This is a genomic window from Bradyrhizobium shewense (assembly GCF_900094605.1).
Lineage (GTDB): Bacteria > Pseudomonadota > Alphaproteobacteria > Rhizobiales > Xanthobacteraceae > Bradyrhizobium > Bradyrhizobium shewense.
Map to the genome: position 1 here is coordinate 177628 of NZ_FMAI01000008.1, position 26522 is coordinate 204149.

The following is a 26522-nucleotide window of genomic DNA, read 5'->3' on the forward strand; positions in this document are numbered from 1 at the left end:
ATGGCGCAACAACGGCCAACGCGGGCCTACCTCGCCGTCCCCGCGCATCGCTCCCGTCTGGTCGCCAAGGCAGCGGCATCAGTTGCGGATGCGGTGTTCATGGATCTCGAGGACGCGGTGCCGCCATCCGAGAAAAGCCTTGCTCTGAACGAGGCCATCCAATCCCTCGCCTCGCTCGACTGGGGCAATAAGCGCGTCGCGGTGAGGATCAACGCCGTCGACAGCCCCTTCATCGCGCAGGAGATCCGCGCGCTGGCTACCCTTCCCCGGCTGGATGCGGTGATCGTGCCGAAGGCGGAGCGCGCCAGCGATATCGCCGGGATTGCCGATCAGTTGCGGGCAGCCAACCCCGATCGCTCCGCGCCGGTCGCGTTGGAATTGCTGATCGAGACGGCGCTCGGTCTCGTCAATGTCGACCCGCTCGCCGCGTGCCACGACAGCGTCGCTGCGCTGCATCTCGGCGTCGGCGATTTCGCGGCATCGATCGGCGCCCGCTCCTCCGACATCGGCGTGTCGCCGGACGGCTATCGTCACGTCGGATCAGCGCAAAGCGGCTATGCCTCGGCCCCGCTTGACCTGTTCGCCTATCCGATGATGCGCGTCCTGGTGGCCGCCCGCGCGTTCGGCCTCATCGCCATTGACGGTCCCTGCGGCGCGTTCCGCGATGAAAGGCTAACCGAAAGCAGCGCGCAAAAGGCCGCGGCGATGGGGTTTGACGGCAAGCAGGTCATTCATCCCGACCAGATCGAGCCGACGCTGCGCGCGTTCATGCCGCTGGACGCGGAGCTGGCCCAGGCGCGACGGATCGTCGACGCCATGGAGCAGGCGGAGGCGAACGGCCAGGGGGCGGTGACGCTGGACGGCAAGATGATCGACTATGCCAATGTGCGGATGGCGCGCCGGATCATCGAGCTGGGGTCGTAGCGGCGCATGGCCACCTTGCTGATCGTCGCGCCGGTGTTTGCGCTGATCGCGGCCGGCTATGCCGCGGTGCTGTTTCGCTTCGTCTCGGAGAGCGCGCACAAGGGCATCAGCGAATTCGCCTTCAGCATCGCGATCCCTGCCCTCTTGTTCCGCACCATCGTCGTATCGGAATTCCCCGACGTCAGCCCCTACCGGATGTGGGGCGCCTATTACGGCGCGCTGGTCGTCATCTGGATCGCGGCGCTGGCGATCTCGGCCCTGCTGCGCGCGCGGCGCGAAGACCGCGAGGACGGCGTCGTGTTCGCGATCGGCTCGGTCTACGGCAACATCGTGATGCTCGGCATTCCCCTGACGCTCTCGGCGCTGGGCAATGAGGCCGCAGGACCGATGGCGCTGATCCTGTCGGTGAACACGCCGCTGCTCTGGCTGTGCGGCATCCTGCAGATGGAGCTGGTCAACCGCAAGCGGACCGGCTCGGCGCTGTCGGTGATCTGGCCCGTGCTCACAGATCTCGCCCGCAACCCGCTGATGCTCGCGATCGGCTTTGGCGTGGTCTGGCGCTTCACCGGCCTCGGCCTCACCCCCGTCGTCGACCGCACCATCGAGCTGCTCGCGCAGGCGGGCTCGCCGACCGCGCTGATCGCGCTCGGCATCAACCTGTTTCGCTTCGAGGTGAAGGGCGAGAAGCTGAGCATCCTGGTGATGTGCGCACTGAAGCTAGCGGCGATGCCGGCGGCGGCGTTCGTGCTGGCTAGACTGCTCGACCTGCCGCCGATTGCGGCCGGCGTCGTCGTGCTGTTCGCGGCAATGCCGACCGGCGCCAACGCCTACATCTTCGCGGTGCAGTATCAGCGGCTGGTGAATCCGGTGTCGGGCGCGGTGGCGCTGGGCACGCTGCTGGCGGCGGTGACATTGCCGGTGGTGGTTTGGGTGGTGGCGCGCTGAGCACGCGCAGCACGATTCCAATGATTTTGCCTTTACACGCAAAGGTCGCTAGGCTGCCCTGATACGTGTAGCAGGGAGGGTGACATGGCACAGCGCGAAGAAATGCTTGCATTGATCAGGACCGCCTACGCCGCGCGCGGTGAGGGCGACGTCGAAGGCCTGGTGGCGGCTTTTCATCCCGAGGGCCACTTCACCTTGATGGGCGACAAGGGCGCGCTCGAACTGACGGGGCGCATGGAGGGGCACCCGACCCTGCGCGGGGCTTTCACTCAGTTCACTGCCGCCTTCGGCTTCGAAAGCCGCGAGATCCTGACTGAGCTGGTCGACGGGGACCGCGTCGCAGTCCATTCCCGGGTTGTCGTTCGATACAATCCGAGCGGAAAGACTTTCAGCACCGAGATCCTGGACCTGTTCAGATTTCAGGACGGCAAGATCGCGGAGTTGGTTGAGTTTGCGGACACGGCGCAGATCAAGGCGATGATCGCCTGACATGCGATGAGATGGATTGGAGCGTCGCACGAGCTACGCCAGAAGATGAATGTCAGTCGGCCCTGGCTCTGCTCCCGCTGCCGTCAACATCGCGTGGACCTGGCCTCGATGGTGGGTCTGGTGATTGAAGAGTTGAATAGCCACGAGCGTCTTTGGCTTCTCGATCCGAGTTGAACCGTCCCCTGGATACCAAACAAGCATCCCGTTCAGGTCCGCATCGACCAATCGCGCTGACCATTCTTCGATTTCCGCGTTCCGTCGGGAGCGGAGTGCCTTGAAGGCCTCCCAATCTGTGGGATCCGTGAGGGAGTGCTTGATGGTTGCCTCTGGACGCTCGTTCCCCTTTTGCCGCTCCAGTATCAGGGCATCAGCCCAATAAAGATGGTTCAATGTAGCTGCGATCGACCGGAAGAACGCACCTCGATCCTTCCAGCGATCCTCGTTGGTAAGCCTGTCGGCGGCCGTTACCAAAGAGGCGTTCTGCCAAGTGTTGTAGCGGGCCATAAGTCGGCAGTATTCGGCTGAGATCATTTTCTCAGGCTCCAAAAGTTATTGATGTTGGCTGGTTTCGGGATGTAGCCCCAGACGTGAGGCAGCTAGAGTTAGGGTGGCAGGCATAAAATTGGCCTTCGTCAATGGCCTCATGGCACGCCTCCGGGATCTGGTTTGGTGCACTGTCACCGTAATGCCGTGCATTGATTCGACGGCGGAGCTTGGCTCACTTGCTACTTTATGGTGTTCGAACATGAATCATCCTTCAAAGCTAAGCGCCGCCTTCTCGGGAGCGTTACGTAACTTCAGCTATTGGATTGCTGCTGGCTCCGTCGGGCATCCTCTTCTCGAAGGGATCGAATATCGCCAGGTAATGTTAGCAGAGCCGAGCTTGATGGAGCAGGCCTATGCGATCTTTGCGAACGTCATCGAGTTTGATCAGCAGGGTATGCCCGTTAACGCGAAGTATGCGGAGCACCGTGCCGCCCAATGGATCCGGAGCTATTGCGACCGCGGGTTCCAAGTGAGTCCGCCATTTGAGTCCTGGGAGCTCGAACTCAATGGACCACCACCGAGAGAAGATCCGAAGCCTTGGTCGACGGCGGGCGTACGGAAGTGAGGCAAATGGCACCGTCTGAATTAGACGACCGCGGCCCTTGCGCCGGATAGGCATGCAGGCTCGACCTCCCGCTTTCCCGGGTTCTCGTTCGATACAATCCGAGCGGAAAGACTTTCAGCACCGAGATCCTGGACCTGTTCAGATTTCAGGATGGCAAGATCGCCGAGTTGATTGAGTTTGCGGATACGGCGCAGATCAAGGCGGTGATCGCGTGAGGGGCGGCGCGGCTCCGTCGGAGTTTCGTGCATTGTTACCGTAATTCGGCAACACGCTGGCCCTCGCGCCAGGCCATCTCCCAGAAGTCTGCCTCGAGCCGGGTGGCTTCCTTGAAGATCGCAGTCAGCTCGGCCTCGCGGGCCGGCGTGGCATAGAGATCGGCCAGATGGTCGAGGTGCGCACGGGCTTTGGCAGCGACCTCCTGGTACGGCACGCCGGCGTACTCGGCGATCCAGACGCGATAGGCGTTCGTCGCGGCGTCCGCATGGGGTCGCGAGGCGAGCCGCGTTGCGATCTCCGCGTACCCGATCACACAGGGAGCAAGCGCCACCTTGAGTGCCAGCAGATCGCCGCGCATTCCAGCGTCGAGCACGTAGCGTGTATAGGCCAGCATCTCGGCCGCCGGGGGGGCCTGTTCAAGGTCAGCCGGGGATAGACCCCAATCGGCACAGAGCTTCACATGCAGGTTCATCTCGACATCGAGGATGGCCGACAGGCCGGCCGCGGCCTCGCGCATGTCGGCAAGGCTGGGCGACTTGTAGACCGCGAGCGCGTAGGCGCGGGCAAACTCGATGAGGAACAAATAGTCCTGAACGAGATAGTGACGAAACGCCGCTTGGGGGAGCGAGCCGTCTGCCAATCCGTTCGTGAAGGGATGTTCGGTGTAGGCCCGCCACTCAACGGATGCTGCTGTCTTGAGACGCTCGAAGAAACTCACGATCTTTTTCGCCCGGGTTGCTTGTCCATGAAAATCTTTAGCTCGCTACCGATATCGCATTGCGAACCGACGAGCTACGGTGACCGCGCACAAGATTGGCTTTGAGCGGCGTTGCGGAGAGGGCCCTCCCCGTGTCGAATGTTTGGTGCACTGTCACCACAATTCGCACCATCGCGCTGCTGGAGCAAGCAGCATCGCCGGCCGCGCTGATTGCACTCGGCATCAGCCGGTTCCGCTTCGCTCGTGGCGATTCCAACGCCCCCGATTTTCTTCCCCGCTATATCCGTTCATTGGGGTCGATGGGTGCACCGCATGCCATGCCGCTGCTTCAAGGCCCTCGCAACACGAGCCGGCCGAGCAGCGCCGCGAGTTCGCTTTGCCTGGATATGCCGAGCTTTTGGAATACGCGCTTCAGCACGTTGCGCGCGGTGTCTTCGGCAATTCCGAGCCGGCCTGCAGCCTGTTTCGGCGGAACGCCCGAGCCCACCAGCGAGGCGATCCTGGCTTCCCCGAGCGTCAAGCCCAGGACGTCTCGCACGATGGCGGGATCCGGAGGCTCGGCAGATTTCTGCTCGATCGCGAGCACGATCGCTCGCGTGCGGGTCAGGAAGTGGTCGTCTGAAAGTGCGCCGGCGGTGATCGGGAGCAGGTAGATGACGAAGCGCCGGCCTGTTGCACTCGACTCCACGAGAATGGGTCTCGGCTCGGCCAGCAGGTCGCGCGCCTCGGCGCGAAGCGTGCGCGTCATTGCGGTCTCGAATGGAGCCCGGCTCGCCGCCATGCGAACAAGCAGACGATCGTTCGCGAGGTCGAACACCTCGCCGACAAGACTTTCGCCGACCGGATTGGCGAACAGCAGGCGCGCCGACCAGTCCAGCGCGAACACGCCGATGCCGACCCGCGCGAGGGCGTCGCCAAGGCCGAGATTGGCCAACTCGGTATCAAGCAGCCTGATCGACAGGCGCAGCGATTTCTCTGCATGGCGCCCGAGCGTCGCGATGAGGTCCAGCTCGGCGTCGGAGAATTGCGGCTTGGCGAACGCGCGCTGCACGCTGAGCGCCACGATGATCCGCGGGTCGGGCGACACGCCTATCGATCCGAACCAGCCCAAGCCGTGCCTTGCAAGGAAGTCCGTGCTGAACGGATGGTTGAGGTAGGAATCGTCGATCGGGCCGATGTGCCGGTCGGTGAAGGGCTCGCCGCTGACGTAAAGGCCGGCCGAGACACACCGCTCGGCCTTGAAATCGTGCTGCCCCCAACGCTCCCCATAGTCGCCGAGCGCCGGCCCGAGGCTTTCGGAGGCGATGGCTCCGAACGCCCCGTCGTCCCTCCGCCATTGCAGGATCGCGCCGGCGTCTTCGAAGCAGTCCGCGATCTTGCCAAGTGCGGATGGCCACAATGACGGGCTCGCTGCCGTATCGTAGATCGCTTCGACGGCGGCGAGGAGACGCTCGGTGGCTGCGGGCATGAGGGTCCGATCGATCAGAGAACCCGTTCAGGTTACACGAGATTCCCTTCCAGCAAGCGCGGCCGGGCCGCTTTTACCGGGGCTTTTGCCCCCGGAGTTCTACGGACAGCCAGCTGTGGGGGTCGGTTGCGGCAGGAGCGAAGCGGCCGGGCGCGGCCTGGGATTTTCGGGGCGGGCGCCGCCAACCAGACCCGTTTGGGTCATGCGACGGTCTGGCGAGGTCTATTGGATAAAAGCCGCTGGCTGGAAGTCCTTTCAATGACATCGCTATTCGTATTGCCTCACGCCGTGATGCGGCCGCGCCTAAGCGGCGAGGCTGTGTTCAACCTGCACTCGGCCGCGCCATGACCAACGACCGCAAAGAAGACGTGCGGTGTTTCTGCTGCGGGGAGACATCGGAGCAATTGGGCCTTTCGCGCTCCAGCCAGCTCGGCGTCAGGGATCTCGATCTACGTTCGGGAATGATGCCGTCCACCATGGGCCGCTGGCTGCAGGAATGTCCGAACTGCGGCTACGTGGCGGCCGACCTGGCTAAAGGAGACGAGTGCGACCGCCTGTTTGTTCAGACGGAGAAGTATGCAGCGCTATGCGAGCTTCCTCAATTTTCGCGGCGATCGTCCCGCTTTCTGCTCCGCGCCGCGATCGAGCTCGCGCGGGAGGATTTCGAGCGGGCATTCGACTCCACGCTGTGCGCGGCAGGGGATGCGGATGACTGCAATCTCCCGGACATTGCGCGCGGGTTACGAAAGATTGCGAGTCGCTATCTTGCCGGCCGTCCTCTGACCGTCGACTTGCGCGTGAGCTTGCTGGATGTGCTTCGCCGCGTGCCCGACTGGGCCGCTGCGGCCGCGCTCGCTGTGGAATTGATGGACGAAAATTTGGGGCATCCGCATGCCGCAATTGTCTGCTTTCAGCTCGGCAGGATCGAAGCACGAGATGACCGCTGTTACACGCTCAGCCAGGTTTTGCGTTCGAACCACGATCCGGAGGCTTCCAACGATGACGCCGAACATCTGGAGCATGTCGTGCTGTTGGGCCGACTGAAGCGTCGATGATCGTCCGTAATCTAAAGAGAGCTGGTACAGTTGGGTGGGCTCGAACCACCGACCTCCTGTTCCACAGACAGGCGCTCTAACCAACTGAGCTACAACTGCATCCTGGCGAGCCGCGCCTTGGGACGCCCTGACAAGGGCCGGTCACCGAGGGGGCTGGACGGGGCGGAAACTAGGTGCAACGGGCGTTTTTGGCAAGGCCGCAAGACCCCCAAATCGTCCCCTAAGCGACGTTATTTCCAAAGCAAAACCCGGGCCTCGCGGCCCGGGTTTGTTATCGAGAACCAGCCGGCCGGATCAGGCGGCGGGCTTGTAGAACTTCGAGGCGCTGGCCTTGATCGGCTCGGCGGTCTCGGCGGCGACGCGCTGGGTCAGCTCGACCAGCTCCTTGGCCTGAGACTGGAAGGTCTCGAGCTGGGTGCGGGTGTGGCCGGTCCACAGCTCCATCGCTTCGGCCGGCGACTTCAGGCCGAACAGCTGCTGGGCGAAGTCCAGCTGGGCGTTGCTGTTGGCCTTCATGAATTCGACCAGCTTGGCGGTGTACTCGCTCGCGCCCTTGCTGGCGGAGGTGAACACGGCCTCGACGGTGCCGTTGTGGGTTTCGGCGGCGTCCTTGAACTTGGCGTAGCTCTCGCGGGCCTGCGACACGCCCTTTTCGGCGAACGCACGCATCTGCTCGGGCACCTCGAACGGAATGATCGAGGCAGAAAACGGATCAGTCGCACCTGTCATGGTTGTCCCTCACGATAATGAAAAATGGAGTGAGCCTTCTGGCGCGCCCGCCGGCCCCCGGTCTGGGCCGTCACACATTGAGCGGGTACGAAAGACTGGAAACGCGAAACAAAGAGATGGCTCGCCCAGCGCCCAGCATTATGGCTGCCTATCATGTCAACATTGTGCAGCGCAATGCAGCCATAGGGTGCGGCGCGATAATTTAATCTCGGTTAGGGCGAGGTTCCGGGTTGGGGGAACCGGGGGTTGAGGTAAGGGGGTGGGTGGTTTGCCCGGCGGGTCTTTCTTACCCTCCCCTGGAGGGGGAGGGTCGATCGCGCGTAGCGCGAGCGGGTGGGGTGATCTCTCCCCTCGGGCAGTGTGCGATGTGGAGAGACTGTCACCCCACCTCGGCTCGCATTTCGCTTCGCTTCATGCGAACCGATCCTCCCCCTCCCAGGGGAGGATGGGGACCTTTGATGCCGCGCGGCCTGTGCCTCTCTTCGAATCCCTTGGATGAACCGGGCGGCGGCTTGCGGGTTCGGGCTGATTAAGGTTATCGCGGCTTAGGGCCGCCGCCGGGGACCGGGGCCGTGGACCTGCCCGCGGGCGCGGGCGATACTAACCCTTTCTTAAGGCTGTCATTCCCGGCAGCCGCCAGCTTCAAGCGTGAGACACAGCCGGTCGGATGACGAGTTCGGATTTCCAGTTGCGAGGTGTGGGCGATCCCCGGCTGGCCGTGCATGCGACCTCGCCGCTCGCGACCTGGCTGTGGTCCACCGACGGCGCGCGCGTGCTGTGGGCCAATCCGGTCGGCGCAAAACTGTTCGGCGCGGCCAATGGCGCAACGCTCGCGGAGCGGATTTTTGGCCCAGCGGACGGCCATCGCCGCCAGGTCGCCCGGCTCGCCCGGCAGCTGCCGGCGAGCGGCACCGTGCGGCTCGAACGGCTGCGCGGCTTCGGCGCCCGGCTCGGCACGCTGATGACCTGCGCCTGCGCCCGGCTCGACTTCGCCGATGGCGGACACGCCGTGCTCGTCACCGCGATGGACCCGACCTTGCGCACCATGCCGCTGGTCGAGCGGCTGCATCGCCTGGTCGAGGGCGCGAAGATGCCAATGGCGGCGTTCGCACCCGACGGCCTGTTCGTCGGCGCCAGCGAAGCCGCCCGCTCCCTGCTCGGCTTTCGCGATCTCGGCGAGGCCGGGCTCGAACAGGCGCGCAGCGATGCGCTTCGCGCGGGCCGCGTTGAAACGCCGATCGGCATCGGCCAGATGGTGCTGCAACGGGTCGGCAGCGGCGCCGATGTCGGCCTGATCGCGCTGATCGAGCCGGCCACGCAGGCTGCGCCCGCGGCGGCCGTGCCCGAGAGCACGTTGGAAACCGCAAACGAGGCGCCGGCCGAACCTTCGCAGCAGGCCGCGGCCATTCCGTGCGAGCCGCCACCGTCGCAGGACGGATCGGCCGGGATCTCGTTGTTCGATGCGTTCGCCGAGCCGGTCGAGGCCGACGAGCCTGTTCGAGAACCAGCTCGCGAAACCCCGGACCAGACCGCCGACGTCGCGCCAAAGACTCCGGTTGAAAACCCGCATCAAGCCATCGTCTCGCCGCAGGCTGCGCCGATCACTCCCGGCATGGTCGAGCCGTCGTCGAGCCAGCAATCGTCTGGCCGGGATTCGTCGGGCCAAGAGCCGCCCGCACCGCGTCAGCATCCGCTGCGCTTCCTCTGGCAGATGGATGCAGAGGGCCGCTTTGTGCTTCTCTCCGACGAATTCATCCGCCTGATCGGCGCGCGCACCGCCGCCGGCTTCGGCCGCCCTTGGCGCGAGATCGCCGAGGACTTTTCGCTCGATCCTGAGGGGCGCGTCGCGGAGGCGCTTGCGCGCCACGACACCTGGGCCGGGATCACCGTGAACTGGCCGGCTGACGGCGGCGAGCGTCTAGCGGTCGAGCTCGCGGGGCTGCCGGTCTACGACCGCGAGCGCAACTTTGCCGGCTTCAAGGGCTTTGGCGTCTGCCGCGATCTCGACGGCCTCAACCGCCTGGAAGCACTTAGGCGCTTCGAGACGGTGGTCGAACCGCCGGCGCAGCACGGCCCGTCGGCCGAGCTGGTCGCGCCGGAGCCCGAGGCCGAGCCGGTCGCGGAGGCGCCGCCTCCGCCGATCGAGCCGCCCGCAGCCGAACCCGAGCCAACATCCGAACCTGAACTGCCCGAACCCACCAGCGACGCGAATTCACATCCAACCGATCCGGACATTTCCGTGGAAACGCCAGTCGAAACCCCTCCGAATGTCGTGCCGTTCCGCCCGCACGGCGATGTCAGATCACCCAGTGATCAGAGATCGCCGACGCTGACGCCGGTCGAGAACAGCGCGTTCAATGAGCTCGCGCGGCAATTGTCCGAACGACTCGAACGCGAGCGCGAGACGATCGCGGCAGAAGCTTCCGAGCCTGTGGCGGAGATCACCACCGAGCCGCCGGCGCCGGAGCCCGCGCCGCCCAACGCGCCGGCCGAATGGCTGACCGAGCCCGCGACGCCGGCACGCGGCGCCAGCGCGCGCGACCGCACCCTGCTCGACCTGTTGCCGACGGGCATCCTGATCTACCGGCTCGACCGCCTGCTCTATGCCAACCCTGCCTTCCTCGCGCGCATGGGCTATGCCGGCATCAACGCGCTGGAGAATGCCGGCGGGCTCGATGCGCTCTATGTCGAGCCGGGCGTGTCCTCGGCCAGCAGCACCTCGCAAGCCGGTACGCCGGTTACGATCAGCGCGACTCTCGCGAACGGCGAGCAGCCGCTTGCCACCACCGGAGCGCATCTGCACACGATCGACTGGGACGGCGAGAGCGCGCATGCGCTGATCTGCGCACTGCCGCAGGCGCCCATCGTCGCGGCGCCCGTGATCGCAGAGACCATCGTCGTCGAGCCCATCGTCGCCGAATCCTTCCCCTACGCGCCCGAGCTCGAATCCGCGGCCGGCGATGCCGATGCCGAGGATCTCGCCGCGATCCTCGACACCACCGCTGAGGGCATCGTCATGTTCGATGCCGAAGGCAACATCCACGCCTGCAACCGCAGCGCGGAGGCGCTGTTCGGCTATGACGGCACCGAGCTGCTCGAGCAAAATCTGACAACGCTATTCGCGCCGGAGAGCCGGCAGATCGTCGCCGACTATCTCGAAAGCCTCAAGAGCCAGGACATTTCGAGCCTGCTGGACCACGGCCGCGAGGTGCTGGGACGCGAGAAGAAGGGCGGCGTCCTTCCGCTCGCGATGATCATGGGCCGCACGCGGCCGGACGGCCCGAACTTCTTCGCCGTGTTCCGCGACTTGTCGCAGAGCAAGAAAGGCGAGAACGAGCTGACGCAGGCCCGCCACCTCGTCCACAGTGCGGCCAACGCCAAGGCCGACATGCTGGCGCGGATCAGCCACGAGATCCGCACGCCGCTCAACGCCATCATCGGCTTTGCCGAGGTGATGATCTCCGAACGCTTCGGCACGCTCGGCAACGAGCGCTACGGCGAATACATGAAGGACATCCGCGCCTCCGGCGAGCGCGTCATCGCGATCATCGACGATCTGCTGGAGCTGTCGCGGATCGAGACCGGCAAGCTCGATCTCAATTTCGCCAACCTCAGCCTCAACGACCTCGTCGAAGCCTGCGTGACCGTGATGCAGCCGCAGGCCAATCGCGAGCGCATCATCATCCGCACCTCGCTCGCGCATGCGCTGCCGCAGGTCACGGCTGACGCGCGCGCGATGCGGCAGATCACCATGAATCTGATCTCGAACTCGATCCGGCTCGCCAGCGCCGGCGGCCAGGTCATCGTCTCCACCGCGCTGTCCGACCGCGGCGAGATCGCGCTGCGCATTCGCGACACCGGCCATGGCCTCTCCGAGCGCGAAGTCGCCGCCGCGATGGAGCCGTTCCGCACCCCGCCGCCGGGGGACGCCGCGGACAATTCGGCGCTGAGCCTGTCGCTCACCAAGGCCCTGGTCGAGGCCAACCGCGCCCGCTTCAACATCAAGAGCGCGGGGAATTCCGGCACGCTGATCGAAGTGGTGTTCGCACCGGTGGTGGCGGGGGCGTAGCAGTCACCGCAAGCTCGTCATGCCCCGGCTTGTCCGGGCATGACGACACGGGGGCATCACGCCGCGCGCACCGTGTCCAAGAACCTGCTCACCTCGATCTTCAGCCGGCTGCTGTCGTTCGACAGCGACTGCGCTGCGGAGAGCACCTGCGAGGAGGCAGATCCGGTCTCGGTCGCGCCCTGGCGCACGCTGCTGATGTTGGCGCTCACCTGCGTGGTGCCGGCGGCCGCGTTCTGGACGTTGCGCGATATCTCGCCGCTCGCGGCGCCCTGCTCTTCCACGGCGGCGGCGATGGTGGAGGAGATCTCGGACAGCCGCTCGATGGTGCCGCCGATGGTCTTGATGGCGCCGACCGAATCCTCGGTCGCAACCTGGATGCTGGAGATCTGCTGACCGATGTCGCCGGTGGCCTTCGCGGTCTGCTCGGCCAGCGCCTTCACTTCCGAGGCCACCACGGCAAAACCGCGCCCGGCTTCGCCGGCACGCGCGGCCTCGATGGTGGCGTTCAGCGCCAGCAAATTGGTCTGACCCGCGATGGCGCTGATGAGCTCGACCACGTCGCCGATGCGCGCGGCCGCCTTCGACAATTCGCTGACGCGGTCGTTGGTCTGCCCGGCCTGGCTGACGGCTTCGCCGGCCATGCGTGCGGAGGCCTGCACCTGGCGGCTGATCTCGTGGACCGAGGCGGTCAGCTCCTCCGCCGCGGAGGCCACCGACTGAACGTTGGTCGCGGCCTCTTCGGAAGCGGCCTCGACCAAGGTGGCAAGCTCGGTCGAGCGGCTCGCGGTGGTGGTCAGCGACGTCGCCGACGCCTCGAGCTCGTTGGCGGCAGACGACACGGTCTCGACGATCTCGCCGATCGCGCCTTCGAAATCGTCGGCCATCCTGATCATGTCGGCACGCCGGCGCTCGGCGGCGAGCTTGTCCTGCCTGATCTTCTCTTCCGCCTCTTCCTGCGCCTTGCGCTCGGCATTGACCTTGAACGTCTCGACGGCCTGCGCGATCTCGCCGATCTCGTCGGGACGGCCGAGCCCTGGCAGCACGATGGCGAAATTTCCGTTGGCGAGCTCGATCATCGCCGCGCGCATGGCCGATAGCGGCTTGGAGACCGAGCGGCCGATGAAGATGCCGAGGCCGAGCACGCCGGATGCGATCAGCGCGATCGCAACGCCGATCCACCACTGGATGCTGTCGCGCTGGGCATCGTTCAGCCGGTCGGCTTCGGCGCGGATCTGGTCGACCGCTTGCGACACCTGCTCGATGACGGGCTCGACCGCGGAGAAGGCCTCCGACATTGCTTTCAGTTCAGTCGCCAGAGTCAGCGCGGTCTCCATCCAGGCGAAGAAATCACGCTGGTAGTCGGCGAGCTTCTGGCGCAACTCGGCCTTCGCATCGCCGGGAATGGAGGGCTCGTCGAGGCCGGCCACAAACTCCGCCGCGCGCTTTTTCATGTCGTCGCCGTATCTGGCGTCGCGACGCAGCATGAAGTCCTTCTCGTGCCTTCGCATCATCAGCATGGTCACTTTGAGCGACGGATTCCGGAGCTCGCCGACCTTGGTCTCGATGTCGTGGACCGAGGCCCGCAAGCGGCCTTCGAGACCGGACTTTTCGTCGAGCCCGAGCCGCTGTCTCTGCTCGACCACCGCGGCGAAACGGGTCTGATAGGTTTTCAGCGATGCGGTCATCGCGTCGATCCTCGCGACCAGCTCGGGCTTGCCGAGCCCTGAAATCCTGGCGCGAAGCTTCTCGATATCGAGCGAGACCTGCTGGCTGATCTCGGCCTGGCGCTGCGCCTTGGCCGGCTCGCTGCGCAAGAGGAAGTCCTTCTCGGCGCGGCGTCCCTCGAGCAGCTCGACGGCGATCTTGTTATTCAGCTCGAAGATGGTGCGCGCGTTCTCGGCGGCGCCCCGATAGAACGCCATCGCGTTCTCGCCATACAGATGGATGCCGCCGATCAGGACGACACCGATGACGCCGATGACGCCGATCGCGGTGATCTTGTGGGTAAGACGAAGGGAGAGAAATCGCATCTTGGCTTCAAAAATCGGTTGTCGCTGATGCGAGTATGAAACGTCAGGGCTGGGAAACTTCCGTTAATTTACCGGCACGTACGAATACGTACTTATTCACGATACACGTCATACGAGAGGTAACAAAGTCCCAACGCCGGTTTATCCTGGCCATGTTATGCACGGTGAGATGCATAGGCGCAGACAAAAAAACACGGCGCTCGTAGCGCCGTGCTGTCATGTCTTCAAGTGACTTTGGCGGTCCGGATCAGCTGTAGATCTCGAACAGGCCGGCGCCGCCCTGGCCGCCGCCGATGCACATCGTCACCACGCCCCACTTGGCCTTGCGGCGCGCGCCTTCCTGCAGCAGGTGGCCGGTGAGACGGGCGCCGGTCATGCCGAAGGGATGGCCGATCGCGATCGAGCCGCCGTTGACGTTGTACTTGGCGGGATCGATGCCGAGCTGGTCGCGGCAGTACAAGCACTGGCTGGCGAAGGCTTCGTTGAGCTCCCAGAGATCGATGTCGTCGACCTTGAGGCCGGTGCGCTTGAGCAGCTTCGGGATCGCGAACACCGGGCCGATGCCCATTTCGTCGGGCTCGCAGCCCGCGGTCGCCCAGGCGACGAAGCGGCCGAGCGGCTTCAGGCCGCGCTTCTCGGCGTCCTTGGCTTCCATCAGCACCACGGCGGCGGCGCCGTCCGAGAGCTGGCTGGCATTGCCGGCGGTGACGAACTTGCCGGGACCCTTCACCGGCTCGAGCTTGGCGAGACCTTCCATCGTGGTCTCGGGCCGGTTGCACTCGTCGCGATCGACGACGTAGTCGACGATGCTCTCCGCCTTGGTCGCCTTGTCGACGACCTTCATCTTGGTCTTCATCGGGACGATCTCGTCCTTGTACTTGCCTGCCTGCTGCGACGCCGCCATGCGGCGCTGCGATTCCAGCGAGAACTCGTCCTGGTATTCACGGCTAAGCTTGTAGCGCTCGGCGACGATGTCGGCGGTGTCGATCATCGCCATGAAGATGTCGGGCGCGACCTTGAGCAATTCAGGATCGATCGATTCCTTCGGCGTGCCGCCGCCCGGCATCGAGATGCTCTCGACCCCGCCGGCGACGATGCAGTCGGCGCCGTCCGAGCGGATCGAGTTGGCGGCCATCGCGATCGTCTGCAGTCCCGAGGAGCAGAACCGGTTCACCGAGACGCCGGCGGTGGTCTTCGGCAGTCCGGCGAGCAGCGCGGCCTGGCGGCCGATGTTGGGCGCGCCATGGGCGCAATTGCCGAGATAGCAGTCCTCGACATAGTCCTTGTCGACGCCGGCGCGCTTCACCGCATGCTGGATGGCGTGCGCCGCGAGCGACATCGGCGGCGTGATGTTGAACCCGCCGCGGCCGGATTTTGCGAGGCCCGTGCGCGCATAGGAAACGATGACGGCTTCACGCATGTGTTTCTCCCTTGTCGAGCGATTTTGAACGGAGCGCTCTTTGAACGAGTTGTCCTGGCGCCATTGGTACACAAAGTTTGAAGGCTGCGGAAAATAAAAACGCCGCCTCCGGTGACGGAGGCGGCGTTGTTCCGCGGGTCGGAATATGATGCTCGTCATTCCGGGGCGATGCGAAGCATCGAACCCGGAATCTCGAGATTCTCAGGTGCGCACCGGAGTTCTCGCTTCGCGAGCCCCGGAATGACCGTAACTCAGAACGTCAGCGCCTTGACCTGCTTGACCTGCGGCAGGGCCTGCACCTTGGCGAGCACGTCCGCCGGGACCGCGCCATCGACCTCGACCAGCGCGATAGCGTCGCCGCCCTGCTCGACGCGGCCGAGATGGAAGGTCGCGATGTTGATCTTGGCGTCGCCCAGCAGGCCAGCGAAACTGCCGATGAAGCCCGGCTTGTCCTCGTTGGTGACATAGATCATCGACTTGCCGAACTCGGCGTCGACGCGGATGCCCTTGATGTCGACCAGGCGCGGCTTGCCGTCGTGATAGACGGTGCCGGAGACCGAGCGCTCCTGGCGTTCGGTCGCGACCGTCACGGTGATCAGGCTCTCATAGTCGCTCTGGGCGGCGCGCACGATCTCGTCCACCACCATGCCGCGCTCCTTGGCGACGACGGGCGCGGACACCACGTTGACCTCGCCCAGCATCGGCCGCAGCAGGCCCGACAGCACGGCGGAGGTGATCGCCTTGATCTTCATCTCGGCGACGTGGCCCTCATAGGTGATCTCGACCTTGAGGATGCCGGTCTCGGTGAGCTGGCCGGCGAACGAACCGAGCTTCTCGGCGAGCGAGATGAACGGCTTCAGCTTCGGCGCTTCTTCCGCCGTGATCGAGGGGAAGTTGACCGCGTTCGAGATCGCGCCGGTGAGCAGGTAATCCGACATCTGCTCGGCGACCTGGAGCGCGACGTTCTCCTGCGCTTCGGTGGTGGAGGCGCCGAGATGCGGCGTGCAGATCACGTTGGGATGGCCGAACAGCACGTTGGCGTTCGCGGGCTCCTCGACGAAGACGTCGAACGCGGCGCCGGCGATGTGCTTGGAATTGAGCGCATCGACCACCGCTTGCTCGTCGACGAGACCGCCGCGCGCGCAGTTGATCAGGCGCACGCCCTTCTTCATCTTGGCGATTGCGGGAGCGTCGATGATGTTCTTCGTCTTCTCGGTCAGCGGCGTGTGCAGCGTGATGAAATCGGCGCGCTTGAGCAGGTCGTCGAGCTCGACCTTCTCGACGCCGATGTCCTTGGCGCGCTCCGGCGACAGGAACGGATCGAACGCGATCACCTTCATGCGCAGGCCGAGCGCGCGGTCAGCGACGATCGAGCCGATGTTGCCGCAGCCGACGACGCCGAGCACCTTGCCGGTGATCTCGACGCCCATGAAGCGGTTCTTCTCCCACTTGCCGGCCTGGGTCGAGGCGTCGGCCTGCGGGATCTCGCGCGCGAGCGCCAGCATCAGGGTGACGGCATGCTCGGCGGTCGTGATCGAATTGCCGAACGGCGTGTTCATCACGATGATGCCCTTGGCCGTGGCGGCGGGGATCTCGACGTTGTCGACGCCGATGCCGGCGCGGCCGATCACCTTGAGGTTGGTCGCCTTGTCGAGAATCTTTGCGGTCGCCTTCGTCGCGGAGCGGATCGCAAGGCCGTCGTAATTGCCGATGATCTCGGCGAGCTTGTCCTTGTCCTTGCCGAGATTGGGCTGGAAGTCGACCTCGACGCCGCGATCTTTGAATATCTGCACGGCAGCGGGCGAGAGCGCGTCGGAAATGAGAACTTTGGGTTTGGTCATGGGAATGATCCGTGGTGCGTGCTGCGTTTACGGAACGTCATCCGCGGGCTTAAGCGCGAAGCGCGTCTTCGCGCCAGAACCCCGCGGATCCATCTCTCTTGATCGATGGATGGCCGGGTCAAGCCCGGCCATGACGGGAATGAGTTGGAGCGAATTACGCCGCCTTGGCGAGCGTGGCCTTGGTCTCGGCAAAAGCCCAGTCGATCCACTGCGTCAGCAGTTCGACGTCCTTGGCCTCGACGGTGGCGCCGCACCAGATGCGCAGGCCGGCCGGCGCATCGCGATAATACGCGAAGTCGTAGCCGGCGCCTTCCTTCTCGATCAGCGCGACCAACTTCTTCGAGAACTCCGCCTGCGCGTCCTCGGACAGCGAGGTGATCGCGGGATCTGTGAACTTCAGGCACACCGAGGTGTTGGAGCGGATCGAAGCGTCCTTGGCCAGGAAGTCGATCCACGGCGTCTTCGCCTTCCAGTCGGCGAGCACCTTGGTGTTGGCATCGGCACGCGCGATCAGCGCCTTGAGGCCGCCGATCGACTTGGCCCAGTTCAGCGCATCGAGATAATCCTCGACGCAGAGCATCGACGGCGTGTTGATGGTCTCGCCGACGAAGATGCCTTCGTTGATCTTGCCGCCCTTGGTCATGCGGAAGATCTTCGGCAGCGGCCAGGCCGGCTTATAGGTTTCCAGCCGTTCCACCGCACGGGGCGACAGGATCAGCATGCCGTGCGCGGCTTCGCCGCCGAGCGCCTTCTGCCAGGAGAAGGTGACGACATCGAGCTTGGCCCAGTCCAGCGGCTGCGCAAACGCGGCCGAGGTGGCGTCGCAGATGGTCAGGCCTTCGCGGGTCGCGCTGATCCAGTCCGCGTTCGGCACACGCACGCCTGACGTGGTGCCGTTCCAGGTGAAGACGACGTCGCTCTTGGGATCGACCTTGGAGAGGTCGGGGATCTCACCGTAAGCCGCATTCAGCTTGGTGACGTCCTTGAGCTTCAATTCCTTGACGATGTCGCTGACCCAACCCTCGCCGAAGGATTCCCAGGCGAGCGTGGTGACGGGGCGCGCACCGAGCAGCGACCAGAGCGCCATCTCGACTGCGCCGGTATCGGAGGCTGGCACGATGCCGATGCGATAATCGGCGGGCACTTCGAGCACTTCGCGCGTGAGATCGATCGCGAGCTTGAGCTTGGTCTTGCCGACCTTCGCGCGATGCGACCGGCCGAGTGCTGCGTCCTTGAGATTTTGGGCGTTCCAGCCGGGGCGCTTGGCGCAGGGGCCGGAGGAGAAATGCGGCACGTTCGGCCGCGAAGCGGGCTTCGCTACAGTCATAATATCTACCCTTCCAGATAGTCAGCCTCCCGTTGGGGGGAGGTGTCCCGCCGCGGCTGATACGGGAAACAGGAAGAGTCGTCAAGGAAGTTCCGGCGTCTCACGGCGGCGTGATGGTGCTTCCGGTGCGATATCAGGGGATTCGACGACCGCGAGCGCATTCAGCAAGTCCGTGGCCTCGCTGATCAATTGCGCGGCTCTGCGGCGGCTGGCGACTTTCAAAATGCACTTGTCATTGGCCTGCACGACGTAATCGTTGCCGACCTTGATCATTGAATAGCTTGTCATCGAAATCCCCGAACCGACAGAGCCCGGTGTCTGAAGCTGCCGTAGCACCGTTCGTTCCCGGATCAACGTGAACGACGGCTGGGTAGTTTATCAGCTGTTAATATGAACAAACGCGCGATCCGAATTCGCTGATCGAGCAAGGCTCGCGAGGAGCTGCCTCAAAAGCGGACAGTCATACCGACGTGGCTCGCCGCGAATCCGAGCCGCTTGTAGAAGCGCTGCGCATCGACGCGGCTCGCGTGCGTCAGCAACTCGATCAGACTGCAGCCGCGCGCTTTCGCTTCCGCGATCGCCCATTGCACCAACCGCTCGCCGATGCCGCGGCTGCGACAATCCGAAGCAACGCGAACGTCTTCCAGCAGGCCGCGCACGCCGCCTTGCGAGCTGATGCCCGGCAGGATCGCGAGTTGCAGGCAGCCGACCACCCTGCCCTCGCTCTCGGCAACCACGAGCGTGAGGTTCGGATCGCGCTCGACGCGCGCGAAGGCATCGTAATAGGCGGCAGGCAACGGATCCTCGACGCGCTCGCGCGCGCGGCCGAGATGATCGTCGGCGAGCATCGCCACGATCGCTGAAACGTCGTCGCGGCGCGCGCGGCGAATGGAGACGGATTCGGCGTTCATGTCAGGCAACTCCAACCTCAGCGCGCCGGCGGGAGGCCGAGAAACGCTTCGACCTCGCCGATCCAGCGGCGGAGGGCGGCATAGCGGCCGAGATCGAAGCCGCCTTCATGCGCCACGCGGGTATAGGCGAGCAGCGAGACGTCCGCGAGCGAAACCTCTTCACCGGCGAAGAAGCGGCCGGCCGAAAGATGCTGCTCCATGCGGTCGAGCGCTGCATAGCCGCGCTTGACCTTTTCGGGGTCGAGCTCGGATGCGTCCTTGCCGAGATAAACGAGGAGGAAGCGGCACACCGCGATGTAGGGCTCGTGGCTGTACTGTTCCCAGAACAGCCATTCGTCCATCTTGGCCGCAATGAAGGCGTCGCGCGGGACGAGCGCGCTGTCGCGGGCGAGATAGCGGATGATGGCATTGGACTGCGCCAGCGTGCGGCCGTCGTCGAATGCGACGGTGGGCACCTGGCCGGCGCCGTTCATCTCAAGGAATTGCGGCGTGCGCGTCTCGCCCTTGCGCGTGTCGATCTCGATCCATTGGTACGGCAATGCGAGCTTGACGCAGACCCACTTCACCTTCAGGCAATTGCCGGAATTGCTGTCGCCGTAGATCTTCATCGCTGCCGCCCCGCGTTGGAGCGACAGAGCATCAGGACGGCGCGGAGCTGTCAACCGCGGCGTACGCGGCTGCGTCAGAACTTGTAGCCGAGGCCGGCGCGGACGGTGTTGATACTGGTGTCGACCTGGGAAGTGAAGCGAATGTATTCCCACTCGGCGCGCATAAAGAGACCGCCGACGAGGTTGACGTCTACGCCCAGCCCCCCGCTGTAGCCGTAGATCAGATGATTGTGCTGCGCCTCGCTCGCGGAAACCGGCCCCAGAAGAACGCCGGCAGGCGTCACGAAATCCTGAGCGCTCACCGTGCGGACGATATCGGCATTGCCGAGCGCGAGCCCGCCGAACACGTAGGGCAGGAAGCATCCCCATGCATAACCGGCCCGGCCGCGAAACGTTGCCATGTCCTTGATCGCGATCGAGGCCGTCGAGCTCGCCGTCACCGAGTGCACGTTGCCGTCGGACAGCGTATTGCTGCGAGCTTCGCTGGCAGTGGTCGATCCGCCGAACTTACCGTGCAGGTAACTGGCCTCCAGGCCGATCACGACATCGTCCCATTGGGCATTGTAGCCCACGAAAGCACCATATCCGCTGCTGCGCTGAGAGGCCTTTCCGAGGCCGAGATTCCATTGCGAGACCTGCATCTCCTGCTCGATCAGGGTGTCTGCGAGCAGCGCCGCCATCATATTGCTGGTCGACCCGTTGAAATTCTCATCGGATGATCCGTGGCCACCCTGCCCGCCGACATAGAAGCCTTGCCAGTTGACGCTGGACCGGGTGAGACCGTCGGTGAAGCTGCCGCGCAGGATGGGAAGATCGGGCATATCGGCCGCATGCGCGGCAGACACCGTCCCCAACATCGCCGCCGCCAACAAAAGCCCACGCATCGCAACGCTCCATCGAACTCGAACTTTCACCCGTGATCATGGCTCGTTAACCTTAACCAATGGTTGCGTCGGGCGCCTTCATCGCTACTCGCCATGAAAAATGCGCAAAGCAAAACGGCGCGGGATGATCCCGCGCCGTTAAGAAGTCCTAACCGATCGAAGTGTCGATCAGCCCTTGGTGACGAGCGGCGGCGCGTAGACCGGCGGGCTGCTGAGATCCCAGCGCACGCCGAGCTTGATGTCGTGCGAGGTGAGCTCTTTGACCTTGATCGAGGTCGGGCCGGAGGCGCTGTTGTCGAACAGGCGGTAATTGCCGGGCGCGGCGTCGCCGAGGTTCATGTAGCTGTAGGCCAGTTCGACGGTGAATCCGGGATTGACCTTGTAGGCGAGACCGGCGTGAGCGGCCCAGGCGAGGTTCCACTTTCCGTTATCGGCGAAGTAGGCAACGCTGTTGTTGAGCAGCGGGTTGTAGGACACGCCATCGTCGCGGAAGCCGCTGATCTTGTTGTAGGAGCCGCCGACACCGGCGCCGATGAACGGGGTGATGCACCACCAGGTGCCGAGGTCGACATAGGCGTTGGCCATCACGACCCACTCGGACTTGCTGCCGCTGTAGTTGTTGACGCCGACGAAGCCGGGTCCAACGACGTTGTCGCTGCCGTGCAGATTGGATTTGCCACGGTACTGGCCGATCACGTCGGCGCGGAACCAGTTGTTGAAGCGATAGCCGACGCCGAGATCGAACAGCCCCGCCGAGTCGAAGCCGAGCCCCTCCGTCGTCTTGGAATAGCCGGCCGGCAGGGCGCTATCGATGCGCTTGGCGCTCTGGTTGGTCATGCCGATGTCGCCGCGCAGATACCAGCCGCCGAAGTCCGCGGGCGGAGCCGGCGGCGCGTACATGGGAGGGGGCGCCGCGATCGGCATATCGGCGGCGAACGCCATCGACGAGATCAGGGTTGCCGCACCCGCGGCAAGGAGAGACTTAACGCTACGCATTGGCTTCGTCCTTTTGGCCGGTGAGGCAAATACGCAGGCCTCACGTTCTGGAAACTCACGGAGCGGACGATGCCAGCAAATGTTTAAGCGCCACTTAACCCTAATTTTTAAGGTTGATTTTTCCTGACTGCTCGCGCGCACGGACGAGAAGCGTTGCAAAATTGCAGCGCCTCACGCCGCAATTGCTAACGATGTGTAAAGCCGCAGTGCAGCGGGAGAGAATCCGTTAACGCGCGTGCCGCGGCAGCTTGGGCAGGAACACCGCAAGCAGGCCGATCGCCGGCAGGTAGGCGCAGACCTGGTAGACGAACTCGATCGAGGTGTGGTCGGCGAGCTTGCCGAGCACGGCGGCGCCCAGGCCCCCGATGCCGAACGCAACGCCGAAGAACACGCCGGAGATCATGCCGAATCTGTGCGGCACCAGCTCCTGCGCGAACACGATGATCGACGACGTCGTCGAGGAGATGATCAGGCCGATAATGACTGACAGCACGGCGCTGCCGACGAGCCCGGCATAGGGCAGCGCCAGCGTGAACGGCAGCGCGCCCAGGATCGAGATCCAGATCACGATCTTGCGGCCGAAGCGATCGCCCAAGGGACCGCCCAGAAACGCGCCGACCGCATTCGCCGCGAGGAAGATGAAGAGATAGATCTGCGCTGCCTGCGTCGACACGCCGAACCGGTCGATCAGGTAGAAGATGTAATAGCTCGACAGGCTCGAGACATAGAGCTGTTTTGAAAACAGCAGCGCGACCAGCACGAGCAGCGCAACGGCGACGCGGCGCGAGCTCGGCGCCTCGGGATGGGCCTGAACCGCCGCCATCTTCTTCGCCTTGATCTGCGGCGCATACCAGCGGCCGATGCGCCAGAGGATGAGGATCGCGAGGAAGGCGATCGAGGAGAACCAGGCGATGCTGCCCTGCCCGAACGGCACCACGATCAGCGCCGCCAGCACCGGCCCCATCGAGGTGCCGAAACTGCCGCCGAGCTGGAACACCGATTGCGCAAACCCGTAGCGGCCGCCGGAGGCGAGCCGCGCGATGCGCGCGGATTCGGGGTGAAACACCGCCGAGCCGAGACCGACCAGCGCGGCGGCGACGAGGATGACGAGATATTGGTGCGCGGCACTGAGCAGCAAGAGGCCGAAGAAGGTCGAGGCCATGCCGATCGCCAGCGAATAAGGCTGCGCTTTCTTGTCGGTATAATGCCCGACCACCGGCTGCAGCAGCGAGGCCGTGAACTGAAACGCGAGCGTGATCATGCCGATCTGCGCGAAGTCGAGCGCGTAGGTGTCCTTCAGGATCGGATACACCGAGGCGATCAGCGACTGCATGGTGTCGTTGAGGAAGTGTGAGAAGCTGATGCCGGCGAGCACGACATAGGCCGGCCCGGCCGCTTTGGCCGCGGGTGCCACGTCAGCCACGACGACGGGCTCGGTCAGCGTTTCCTCTGAGACGACGACAGATTTGTTCAATGCAGCGGTCCCGGCGCGGCAGATTGCCGCGACCTCGTAGGTACGATGCAACGCGCGGTGGAACCACCGCCAATCGCAAATGGCTGGGATGCGTGTGTCTTACCCTCTCCCCTTGTGGGAGAGGGTGGCTCGCCGCGTTAGCGGCGAGACGGGTGAGGGGTATCTGTCTTCACGAAAAGTATTGCGAGTCGAGAGAACCCCTCATCCGGCGCTTCGCGCCACCTTCTCCCACAGGGGGAGAAGGAAGAGAGCTCAGGCCGCGGCCTGGCCGAGCGCGAAGACGATGGTGTCGACGACGTCCTCGACCAGGATGCGGTCTTCGCCCTCGCCCATGACGCGGATCACCGGCTCGGTGCCGGAGGAGCGGATCAGGAGGCGGCCGTGGCCGTTGAGCCGTTTCTCGCCGTCGGAGATCGCCGACTTGACGTCGGAATTGTCGAGCGGCTTGCCGCCCTTGTGGCGGACGTTCTTGAGGATCTGCGGCAGCGGATCGAAGCGGTGGCAGACTTCCGACACGGGGCGGCGCAGCTTCTGCACCACCGCCAGCACCTGCAGCGCAGCGACAAAACCGTCGCCGGTGGTGGCGTAGTCGGACAGGATGATGTGGCCCGACTGCTCGCCGCCGAGATTGTAGCCGCCGTTCAGCATCTGCTCGAGCACGTAGCGGTCGCCGACCGGCGTGCGCACCAGATCGAGCCCCTGCCCTTTCAGGAAGCGCTCGAGCCCGAGATTGGACATCACGGTGGCGACGATGCCGGGACGCGACAGGCGGCCGTCTTCCTTCCAGCTCTGCGCGATCACCGCGAGCAACTGGTCGCCGTCGACGACATGACCGCGCTCGTCGACCAGGATGACGCGATCGGCGTCGCCGTCGAGCGCGATGCCGATGTCGGCGCGCATCTCGCGCACCTTCCGCGACAGTGCTTCGGGCGAGGTCGAGCCGCAATCCTTGTTGATGTTGAAGCCGTCGGGCTCGACGCCGATCGGCACGACGTCGGCGCCCAACTCCCACAGCGCTTCCGGCACCACCTTGTAGGCGGCGCCATTGGCGCAATCGATCACGACGCGCAGGCCGTCGAGCGAGAGGTCGCGCGGCAGCGTGCGCTTGGCGAATTCGATGTAGCGGTCATGCACGCCGTCAATACGACGGGCGCGGCCGAGGCTCGCGCTTTGTGCCAGCCGCTTGTCGATGGGCTCATCGAGCAGTTGCTCGATCTGCCTCTCGACGTCGTCGGAGAGCTTGAAGCCCTGCGGGCCGAACAGCTTGATGCCGTTGTCCTCGAACAGATTGTGCGAGGCCGAGATCATGACGCCGAGATCGGCGCGCATCGACTTGGTCAGCATCGCAACTGCCGGCGTCGGCATCGGGCCAACCAGCAGCACATCCATGCCGACCGAGGTGAAGCCGGCGACCATCGCGTATTCGATCATGTAGCCGGACAGGCGGGTGTCCTTGCCGATCACGACCCGGTGGCGGTGGTCACCGCGCTGAAACGCAAGGCCTGCGGCCTGGCCGACCTTGAGCGCGAGCTCCGGCGTGATCAGTCCGTTGGCGCGGCCCCGAATCCCGTCCGTCCCGAAATATTTGCGACTCATATCGTCCCCCGAGCAACAACCAGGGGATCCCCTCTACAACCACGGGCTGCCCGAACGGGGCCCGCATCCCTGATTTGCTAGGCCTGTTATAATGCCTGTGAGGCTAACTTGGCTTCAAAAAATATGATGAATCATTACGGAACCGGGGCGCCGCCGTTCCGATAACGTCTTGTTAACATTATATTTCCTGTCCGTGGCGCCGAAACAGGGTGGAACCCGTTTAATCGCTGCGCTTCACGTGGCCATCGCCGCGGCTCGGCGCCGGCTGGGTGACGTTGACGGGATCGGAGCCCGGAAAGGTCTCTTCCAGACCCTCTTCCAGGGCTTCCTCGAGATCACGCTTCTCCTTGATCTCTTCCGGCGAAGGTCCAGCGTGCGGCTTCGTCATGGCGCCCTCCTGCAAAACCGTCTGCAAACGGATTTGGCTGTGCATCCAACCATGCTAGATGACCCCGAAATCTTCCGATGCAAGACTCTTGGTAGAAGACGGGCCGGGGAACTATCATGAAACATATCACCTGTATCGACGATCTTCGCACGCTGCATAAGCGCCGCGTGCCGAAGGCGTTCTTCGACTATTGCGACCGCGGCTCCTATGCCGAGGAGACGCTGCGCGCCAACCGCGAGGATATGCAGGCGATCAAGTTCCGCCAGCGCATCCTGGTCGATGTCTCCAAGCGCGACACTTCGACCACGATCCTCGGCGAGCCCTCGACCATGCCGCTGATGCTCGCGCCCGTCGGCCTGCTCGGCATGCAGCATGGCGACGGCGAAATTTACGCCTGCCGCGCAGCGCAGGCCGCCGGTATCCCGTTCACGCAATCGACCATGTCGATCTGCTCGATCGAGGACATCGCCGCCAATGTCGAGAAGCCGTTCTGGTTCCAGCTCTACGTCATGAAGGACCGCGGCTTCATCAAGGAATTGATCCAGCGCGCGATCGCGGCCAAGTGCAGCGCGCTGGTGCTCACCGTGGACCTCCAGGTGATCGGCCAGCGCCACGCCGACATCAAGAACGGCATGACGGTGCCCCCCGAGTGGTCGTTGTCGAAGCTGCTGGATTTCGCCAGCAAGCCCAGCTGGGTCTCCGGCGTGCTGCAGGGCAAGCGCCGCACCTTCGGCAACATCGCCGGCCACGTAAAGAACACCGAGGATCTCAATCGCCTCGCCGAATGGACGGCCTCGCAGTTCGACACCTCGCTGAACTGGAAGGACGTCGAGTGGGTCCGCAGCATCTGGCCGGGCAAGCTCGTCATCAAGGGCATCCTCGACGTCGAGGATGCCGAGGAAGCAGCCAAGACCGGCGCGCAAGCGCTCGTCGTCTCCAACCACGGCGGCCGGCAGCTCGACGGCGCGCCGTCCTCGATCGAGGTGCTGCCCGAGATCGCCGATGCGGTCGGTGACAGGATGGAGATCATGTTCGACGGCGGCATCCGCTCCGGCCAGGACGTGATGCGCGCGCTTGCGCTCGGCGCAAAGTCCTGCATGCTCGGCCGCGCCTATGCCTACGGCCTGGGTGCCGGCGGCCAGGCCGGCGTCGCCAAGGCGATCGACATCATCCAGAAGGAGCTGCTCACCACCATGGGCCTGTGCGGCGTCAACCGGATCGACGAGATCGACGATCATGTCATCGCGATGTGAGGTGCAGCGGCGGTGCCGTAGGGTGGGCAAAGCGACTTGTCCGCCGTAGCTCGACGAGCGAAGGCGGAAG

At 64.4% G+C, this 26522-nt stretch carries 23 protein-coding genes and 1 tRNA gene; 7 read left to right on the plus strand and 17 right to left on the minus strand.

Going from position 1 to position 26522, the window contains the following annotated elements; genetic code table 11:
- The 3 genes from GA0061098_RS17510 to GA0061098_RS17520 all read left to right on the plus strand — a co-directional run bounded on the left by GA0061098_RS17510 (position 1) and on the right by GA0061098_RS17520 (position 2358).
- A complete protein-coding gene (locus GA0061098_RS17510) occupies positions 1–924 on the plus strand; it encodes an HpcH/HpaI aldolase/citrate lyase family protein (RefSeq protein ID WP_091958362.1) in 924 nt (307 codons plus the stop codon).
- 6 nt (positions 925–930) lie between these two features.
- On the plus strand, positions 931–1869 hold the full coding sequence (locus GA0061098_RS17515) for an AEC family transporter (RefSeq protein WP_091958365.1): 939 nt from the start codon (positions 931–933) through the stop codon (positions 1867–1869).
- Positions 1870–1953: 84 nt separating this feature from the next.
- Entirely contained in the window at positions 1954–2358 is a 405-nt protein-coding gene (locus tag GA0061098_RS17520; protein ID WP_091958368.1) for a nuclear transport factor 2 family protein, read from the plus strand.
- A 33-nt stretch (positions 2359–2391) separates the two neighbouring features.
- Here GA0061098_RS17520 and GA0061098_RS17525 read toward each other — a convergent pair whose 3' ends face one another.
- Positions 2392–2889, minus strand: coding sequence for a DinB family protein (locus GA0061098_RS17525; protein ID WP_091958822.1), 498 nt, complete (start codon positions 2887–2889; stop codon positions 2392–2394).
- A gap of 214 nt (positions 2890–3103) precedes the next feature.
- Between GA0061098_RS17525 and GA0061098_RS17530 the strand changes: the two genes are divergently transcribed.
- The gene (locus GA0061098_RS17530) at positions 3104–3469 is read left to right on the plus strand and encodes a DUF7677 family protein (RefSeq protein ID WP_091958371.1); all 366 of its coding nucleotides are present in this window, start codon (positions 3104–3106) and stop codon (positions 3467–3469) included.
- 250 nt (positions 3470–3719) lie between these two features.
- On the opposite strand, the gene tenA is transcribed toward GA0061098_RS17530, so the two are convergent.
- Both tenA and GA0061098_RS17545 read right to left on the minus strand, forming a co-directional pair.
- Positions 3720–4403, minus strand: a complete 684-nt coding sequence (gene tenA, locus GA0061098_RS17540) for a thiaminase II (RefSeq protein ID WP_091958379.1) — start codon at positions 4401–4403, stop codon at positions 3720–3722.
- A gap of 328 nt (positions 4404–4731) precedes the next feature.
- On the minus strand, positions 4732–5871 hold the full coding sequence (locus tag GA0061098_RS17545; protein WP_091958382.1) for a helix-turn-helix transcriptional regulator: 1140 nt from the start codon (positions 5869–5871) through the stop codon (positions 4732–4734).
- A gap of 344 nt (positions 5872–6215) precedes the next feature.
- Between GA0061098_RS17545 and GA0061098_RS17550 the strand changes: the two genes are divergently transcribed.
- Positions 6216–6926: a hypothetical protein gene (locus tag GA0061098_RS17550; protein ID WP_129590880.1), complete on the plus strand. Its 711-nt coding sequence runs from the start codon at positions 6216–6218 to the stop codon at positions 6924–6926.
- Positions 6927–6948: 22 nt separating this feature from the next.
- On the opposite strand, the gene GA0061098_RS17555 is transcribed toward GA0061098_RS17550, so the two are convergent.
- Both GA0061098_RS17555 and GA0061098_RS17560 read right to left on the minus strand, forming a co-directional pair.
- Positions 6949–7025 (minus strand) — tRNA-His (locus GA0061098_RS17555).
- Positions 7026–7220: 195 nt separating this feature from the next.
- Positions 7221–7655, minus strand: coding sequence for a phasin (locus GA0061098_RS17560; RefSeq protein ID WP_091958388.1), 435 nt, complete (start codon positions 7653–7655; stop codon positions 7221–7223).
- Positions 7656–8322: 667 nt separating this feature from the next.
- On the opposite strand from GA0061098_RS17560, the gene GA0061098_RS17565 reads away from it, so the two are divergent.
- A complete protein-coding gene (locus tag GA0061098_RS17565) occupies positions 8323–11724 on the plus strand; it encodes a PAS domain-containing sensor histidine kinase (protein WP_091958391.1) in 3402 nt (1133 codons plus the stop codon).
- A gap of 56 nt (positions 11725–11780) precedes the next feature.
- Here the strand turns inward: GA0061098_RS17565 and GA0061098_RS17570 are convergent, their stop codons facing one another.
- The 12 genes from GA0061098_RS17570 to GA0061098_RS45035 all read right to left on the minus strand — a co-directional run bounded on the left by GA0061098_RS17570 (position 11781) and on the right by GA0061098_RS45035 (position 25199).
- Positions 11781–13754 carry a methyl-accepting chemotaxis protein gene (locus GA0061098_RS17570; protein WP_091958394.1) on the minus strand — a complete coding sequence of 658 codons (1974 nt, stop codon included), beginning with the start codon at positions 13752–13754 and terminating at the stop codon, positions 11781–11783.
- 247 nt (positions 13755–14001) lie between these two features.
- Complete coding sequence (locus GA0061098_RS17575) at positions 14002–15174, minus strand: thiolase family protein (RefSeq protein WP_028140513.1); 1173 nt, start codon at positions 15172–15174, stop codon at positions 14002–14004.
- A gap of 251 nt (positions 15175–15425) precedes the next feature.
- Positions 15426–17015: a phosphoglycerate dehydrogenase gene (gene serA, locus GA0061098_RS17580; RefSeq protein ID WP_091958398.1), complete on the minus strand. Its 1590-nt coding sequence runs from the start codon at positions 17013–17015 to the stop codon at positions 15426–15428.
- 154 nt (positions 17016–17169) lie between these two features.
- A complete protein-coding gene (locus tag GA0061098_RS17585; protein WP_091958401.1) occupies positions 17170–18342 on the minus strand; it encodes a phosphoserine transaminase in 1173 nt (390 codons plus the stop codon).
- 81 nt (positions 18343–18423) lie between these two features.
- Positions 18424–18615: a hypothetical protein gene (locus GA0061098_RS17590; protein WP_245323399.1), complete on the minus strand. Its 192-nt coding sequence runs from the start codon at positions 18613–18615 to the stop codon at positions 18424–18426.
- Positions 18616–18788: 173 nt separating this feature from the next.
- Positions 18789–19253 (minus strand): GNAT family N-acetyltransferase, encoded by a 465-nt coding sequence (locus GA0061098_RS17595; protein ID WP_091958825.1) that lies wholly within the window; start codon positions 19251–19253, stop codon positions 18789–18791.
- 17 nt (positions 19254–19270) lie between these two features.
- The gene (locus tag GA0061098_RS17600; RefSeq protein ID WP_091958407.1) at positions 19271–19861 is read right to left on the minus strand and encodes a glutathione S-transferase family protein; all 591 of its coding nucleotides are present in this window, start codon (positions 19859–19861) and stop codon (positions 19271–19273) included.
- Positions 19862–19935: 74 nt separating this feature from the next.
- Positions 19936–20745, minus strand: coding sequence for an outer membrane protein (locus GA0061098_RS17605; protein WP_208610656.1), 810 nt, complete (start codon positions 20743–20745; stop codon positions 19936–19938).
- A gap of 168 nt (positions 20746–20913) precedes the next feature.
- On the minus strand, positions 20914–21741 hold the full coding sequence (locus tag GA0061098_RS17610; protein ID WP_091958410.1) for an outer membrane protein: 828 nt from the start codon (positions 21739–21741) through the stop codon (positions 20914–20916).
- 226 nt (positions 21742–21967) lie between these two features.
- Complete coding sequence (locus GA0061098_RS17615; RefSeq protein ID WP_165637428.1) at positions 21968–23215, minus strand: MFS transporter; 1248 nt, start codon at positions 23213–23215, stop codon at positions 21968–21970.
- A gap of 252 nt (positions 23216–23467) precedes the next feature.
- Positions 23468–24811 (minus strand): phosphoglucosamine mutase, encoded by a 1344-nt coding sequence (glmM, locus tag GA0061098_RS17620; RefSeq protein WP_091958414.1) that lies wholly within the window; start codon positions 24809–24811, stop codon positions 23468–23470.
- A 220-nt stretch (positions 24812–25031) separates the two neighbouring features.
- Positions 25032–25199, minus strand: coding sequence for a hypothetical protein (locus GA0061098_RS45035; protein ID WP_162832259.1), 168 nt, complete (start codon positions 25197–25199; stop codon positions 25032–25034).
- Positions 25200–25315: 116 nt separating this feature from the next.
- Here GA0061098_RS45035 and GA0061098_RS17630 point away from each other — a divergent pair, with 116 nt between their 5' ends.
- Positions 25316–26452, plus strand: coding sequence for an alpha-hydroxy acid oxidase (locus GA0061098_RS17630; RefSeq protein ID WP_028140522.1), 1137 nt, complete (start codon positions 25316–25318; stop codon positions 26450–26452).
- Positions 26453–26522: the final 70 nt, after the last annotated feature.

Excerpts from the sequence above, each read along its gene's own strand:
- serA (WP_091958398.1), bottom strand. The coding sequence starts at position 17,015 with ATGACCAAACCCAAAGTTCTCATTTCCGACGCGCTCTCGCCCGCTGCC.
- GA0061098_RS17520 (WP_091958368.1), top strand. The coding sequence starts at position 1,954 with ATGGCACAGCGCGAAGAAATGCTTGCATTGATCAGGACCGCCTACGCC.
- GA0061098_RS17510 (WP_091958362.1), top strand. The coding sequence starts at position 1 with ATGGCGCAACAACGGCCAACGCGGGCCTACCTCGCCGTCCCCGCGCAT.
- GA0061098_RS17515 (WP_091958365.1), top strand. The coding sequence starts at position 931 with ATGGCCACCTTGCTGATCGTCGCGCCGGTGTTTGCGCTGATCGCGGCC.
- GA0061098_RS17565 (WP_091958391.1), top strand. The coding sequence starts at position 8,323 with ATGACGAGTTCGGATTTCCAGTTGCGAGGTGTGGGCGATCCCCGGCTG.
- GA0061098_RS17605 (WP_208610656.1), bottom strand. The coding sequence starts at position 20,745 with ATGCGTGGGCTTTTGTTGGCGGCGGCGATGTTGGGGACGGTGTCTGCC.
- GA0061098_RS17590 (WP_245323399.1), bottom strand. The coding sequence starts at position 18,615 with ATGATCAAGGTCGGCAACGATTACGTCGTGCAGGCCAATGACAAGTGC.
- GA0061098_RS17545 (WP_091958382.1), bottom strand. The coding sequence starts at position 5,871 with ATGCCCGCAGCCACCGAGCGTCTCCTCGCCGCCGTCGAAGCGATCTAC.
- GA0061098_RS17550 (WP_129590880.1), top strand. The coding sequence starts at position 6,216 with ATGACCAACGACCGCAAAGAAGACGTGCGGTGTTTCTGCTGCGGGGAG.
- glmM (WP_091958414.1), bottom strand. The coding sequence starts at position 24,811 with ATGAGTCGCAAATATTTCGGGACGGACGGGATTCGGGGCCGCGCCAAC.
- GA0061098_RS17595 (WP_091958825.1), bottom strand. The coding sequence starts at position 19,253 with ATGAACGCCGAATCCGTCTCCATTCGCCGCGCGCGCCGCGACGACGTT.
- GA0061098_RS17560 (WP_091958388.1), bottom strand. The coding sequence starts at position 7,655 with ATGACAGGTGCGACTGATCCGTTTTCTGCCTCGATCATTCCGTTCGAG.
- GA0061098_RS17525 (WP_091958822.1), bottom strand. The coding sequence starts at position 2,889 with ATGATCTCAGCCGAATACTGCCGACTTATGGCCCGCTACAACACTTGG.
- GA0061098_RS45035 (WP_162832259.1), bottom strand. The coding sequence starts at position 25,199 with ATGACGAAGCCGCACGCTGGACCTTCGCCGGAAGAGATCAAGGAGAAG.
- GA0061098_RS17575 (WP_028140513.1), bottom strand. The coding sequence starts at position 15,174 with ATGCGTGAAGCCGTCATCGTTTCCTATGCGCGCACGGGCCTCGCAAAA.
- GA0061098_RS17585 (WP_091958401.1), bottom strand. The coding sequence starts at position 18,342 with ATGACTGTAGCGAAGCCCGCTTCGCGGCCGAACGTGCCGCATTTCTCC.
- GA0061098_RS17570 (WP_091958394.1), bottom strand. The coding sequence starts at position 13,754 with ATGCGATTTCTCTCCCTTCGTCTTACCCACAAGATCACCGCGATCGGC.
- GA0061098_RS17630 (WP_028140522.1), top strand. The coding sequence starts at position 25,316 with ATGAAACATATCACCTGTATCGACGATCTTCGCACGCTGCATAAGCGC.
- GA0061098_RS17600 (WP_091958407.1), bottom strand. The coding sequence starts at position 19,861 with ATGAAGATCTACGGCGACAGCAATTCCGGCAATTGCCTGAAGGTGAAG.
- GA0061098_RS17530 (WP_091958371.1), top strand. The coding sequence starts at position 3,104 with ATGAATCATCCTTCAAAGCTAAGCGCCGCCTTCTCGGGAGCGTTACGT.
- GA0061098_RS17610 (WP_091958410.1), bottom strand. The coding sequence starts at position 21,741 with ATGCGTAGCGTTAAGTCTCTCCTTGCCGCGGGTGCGGCAACCCTGATC.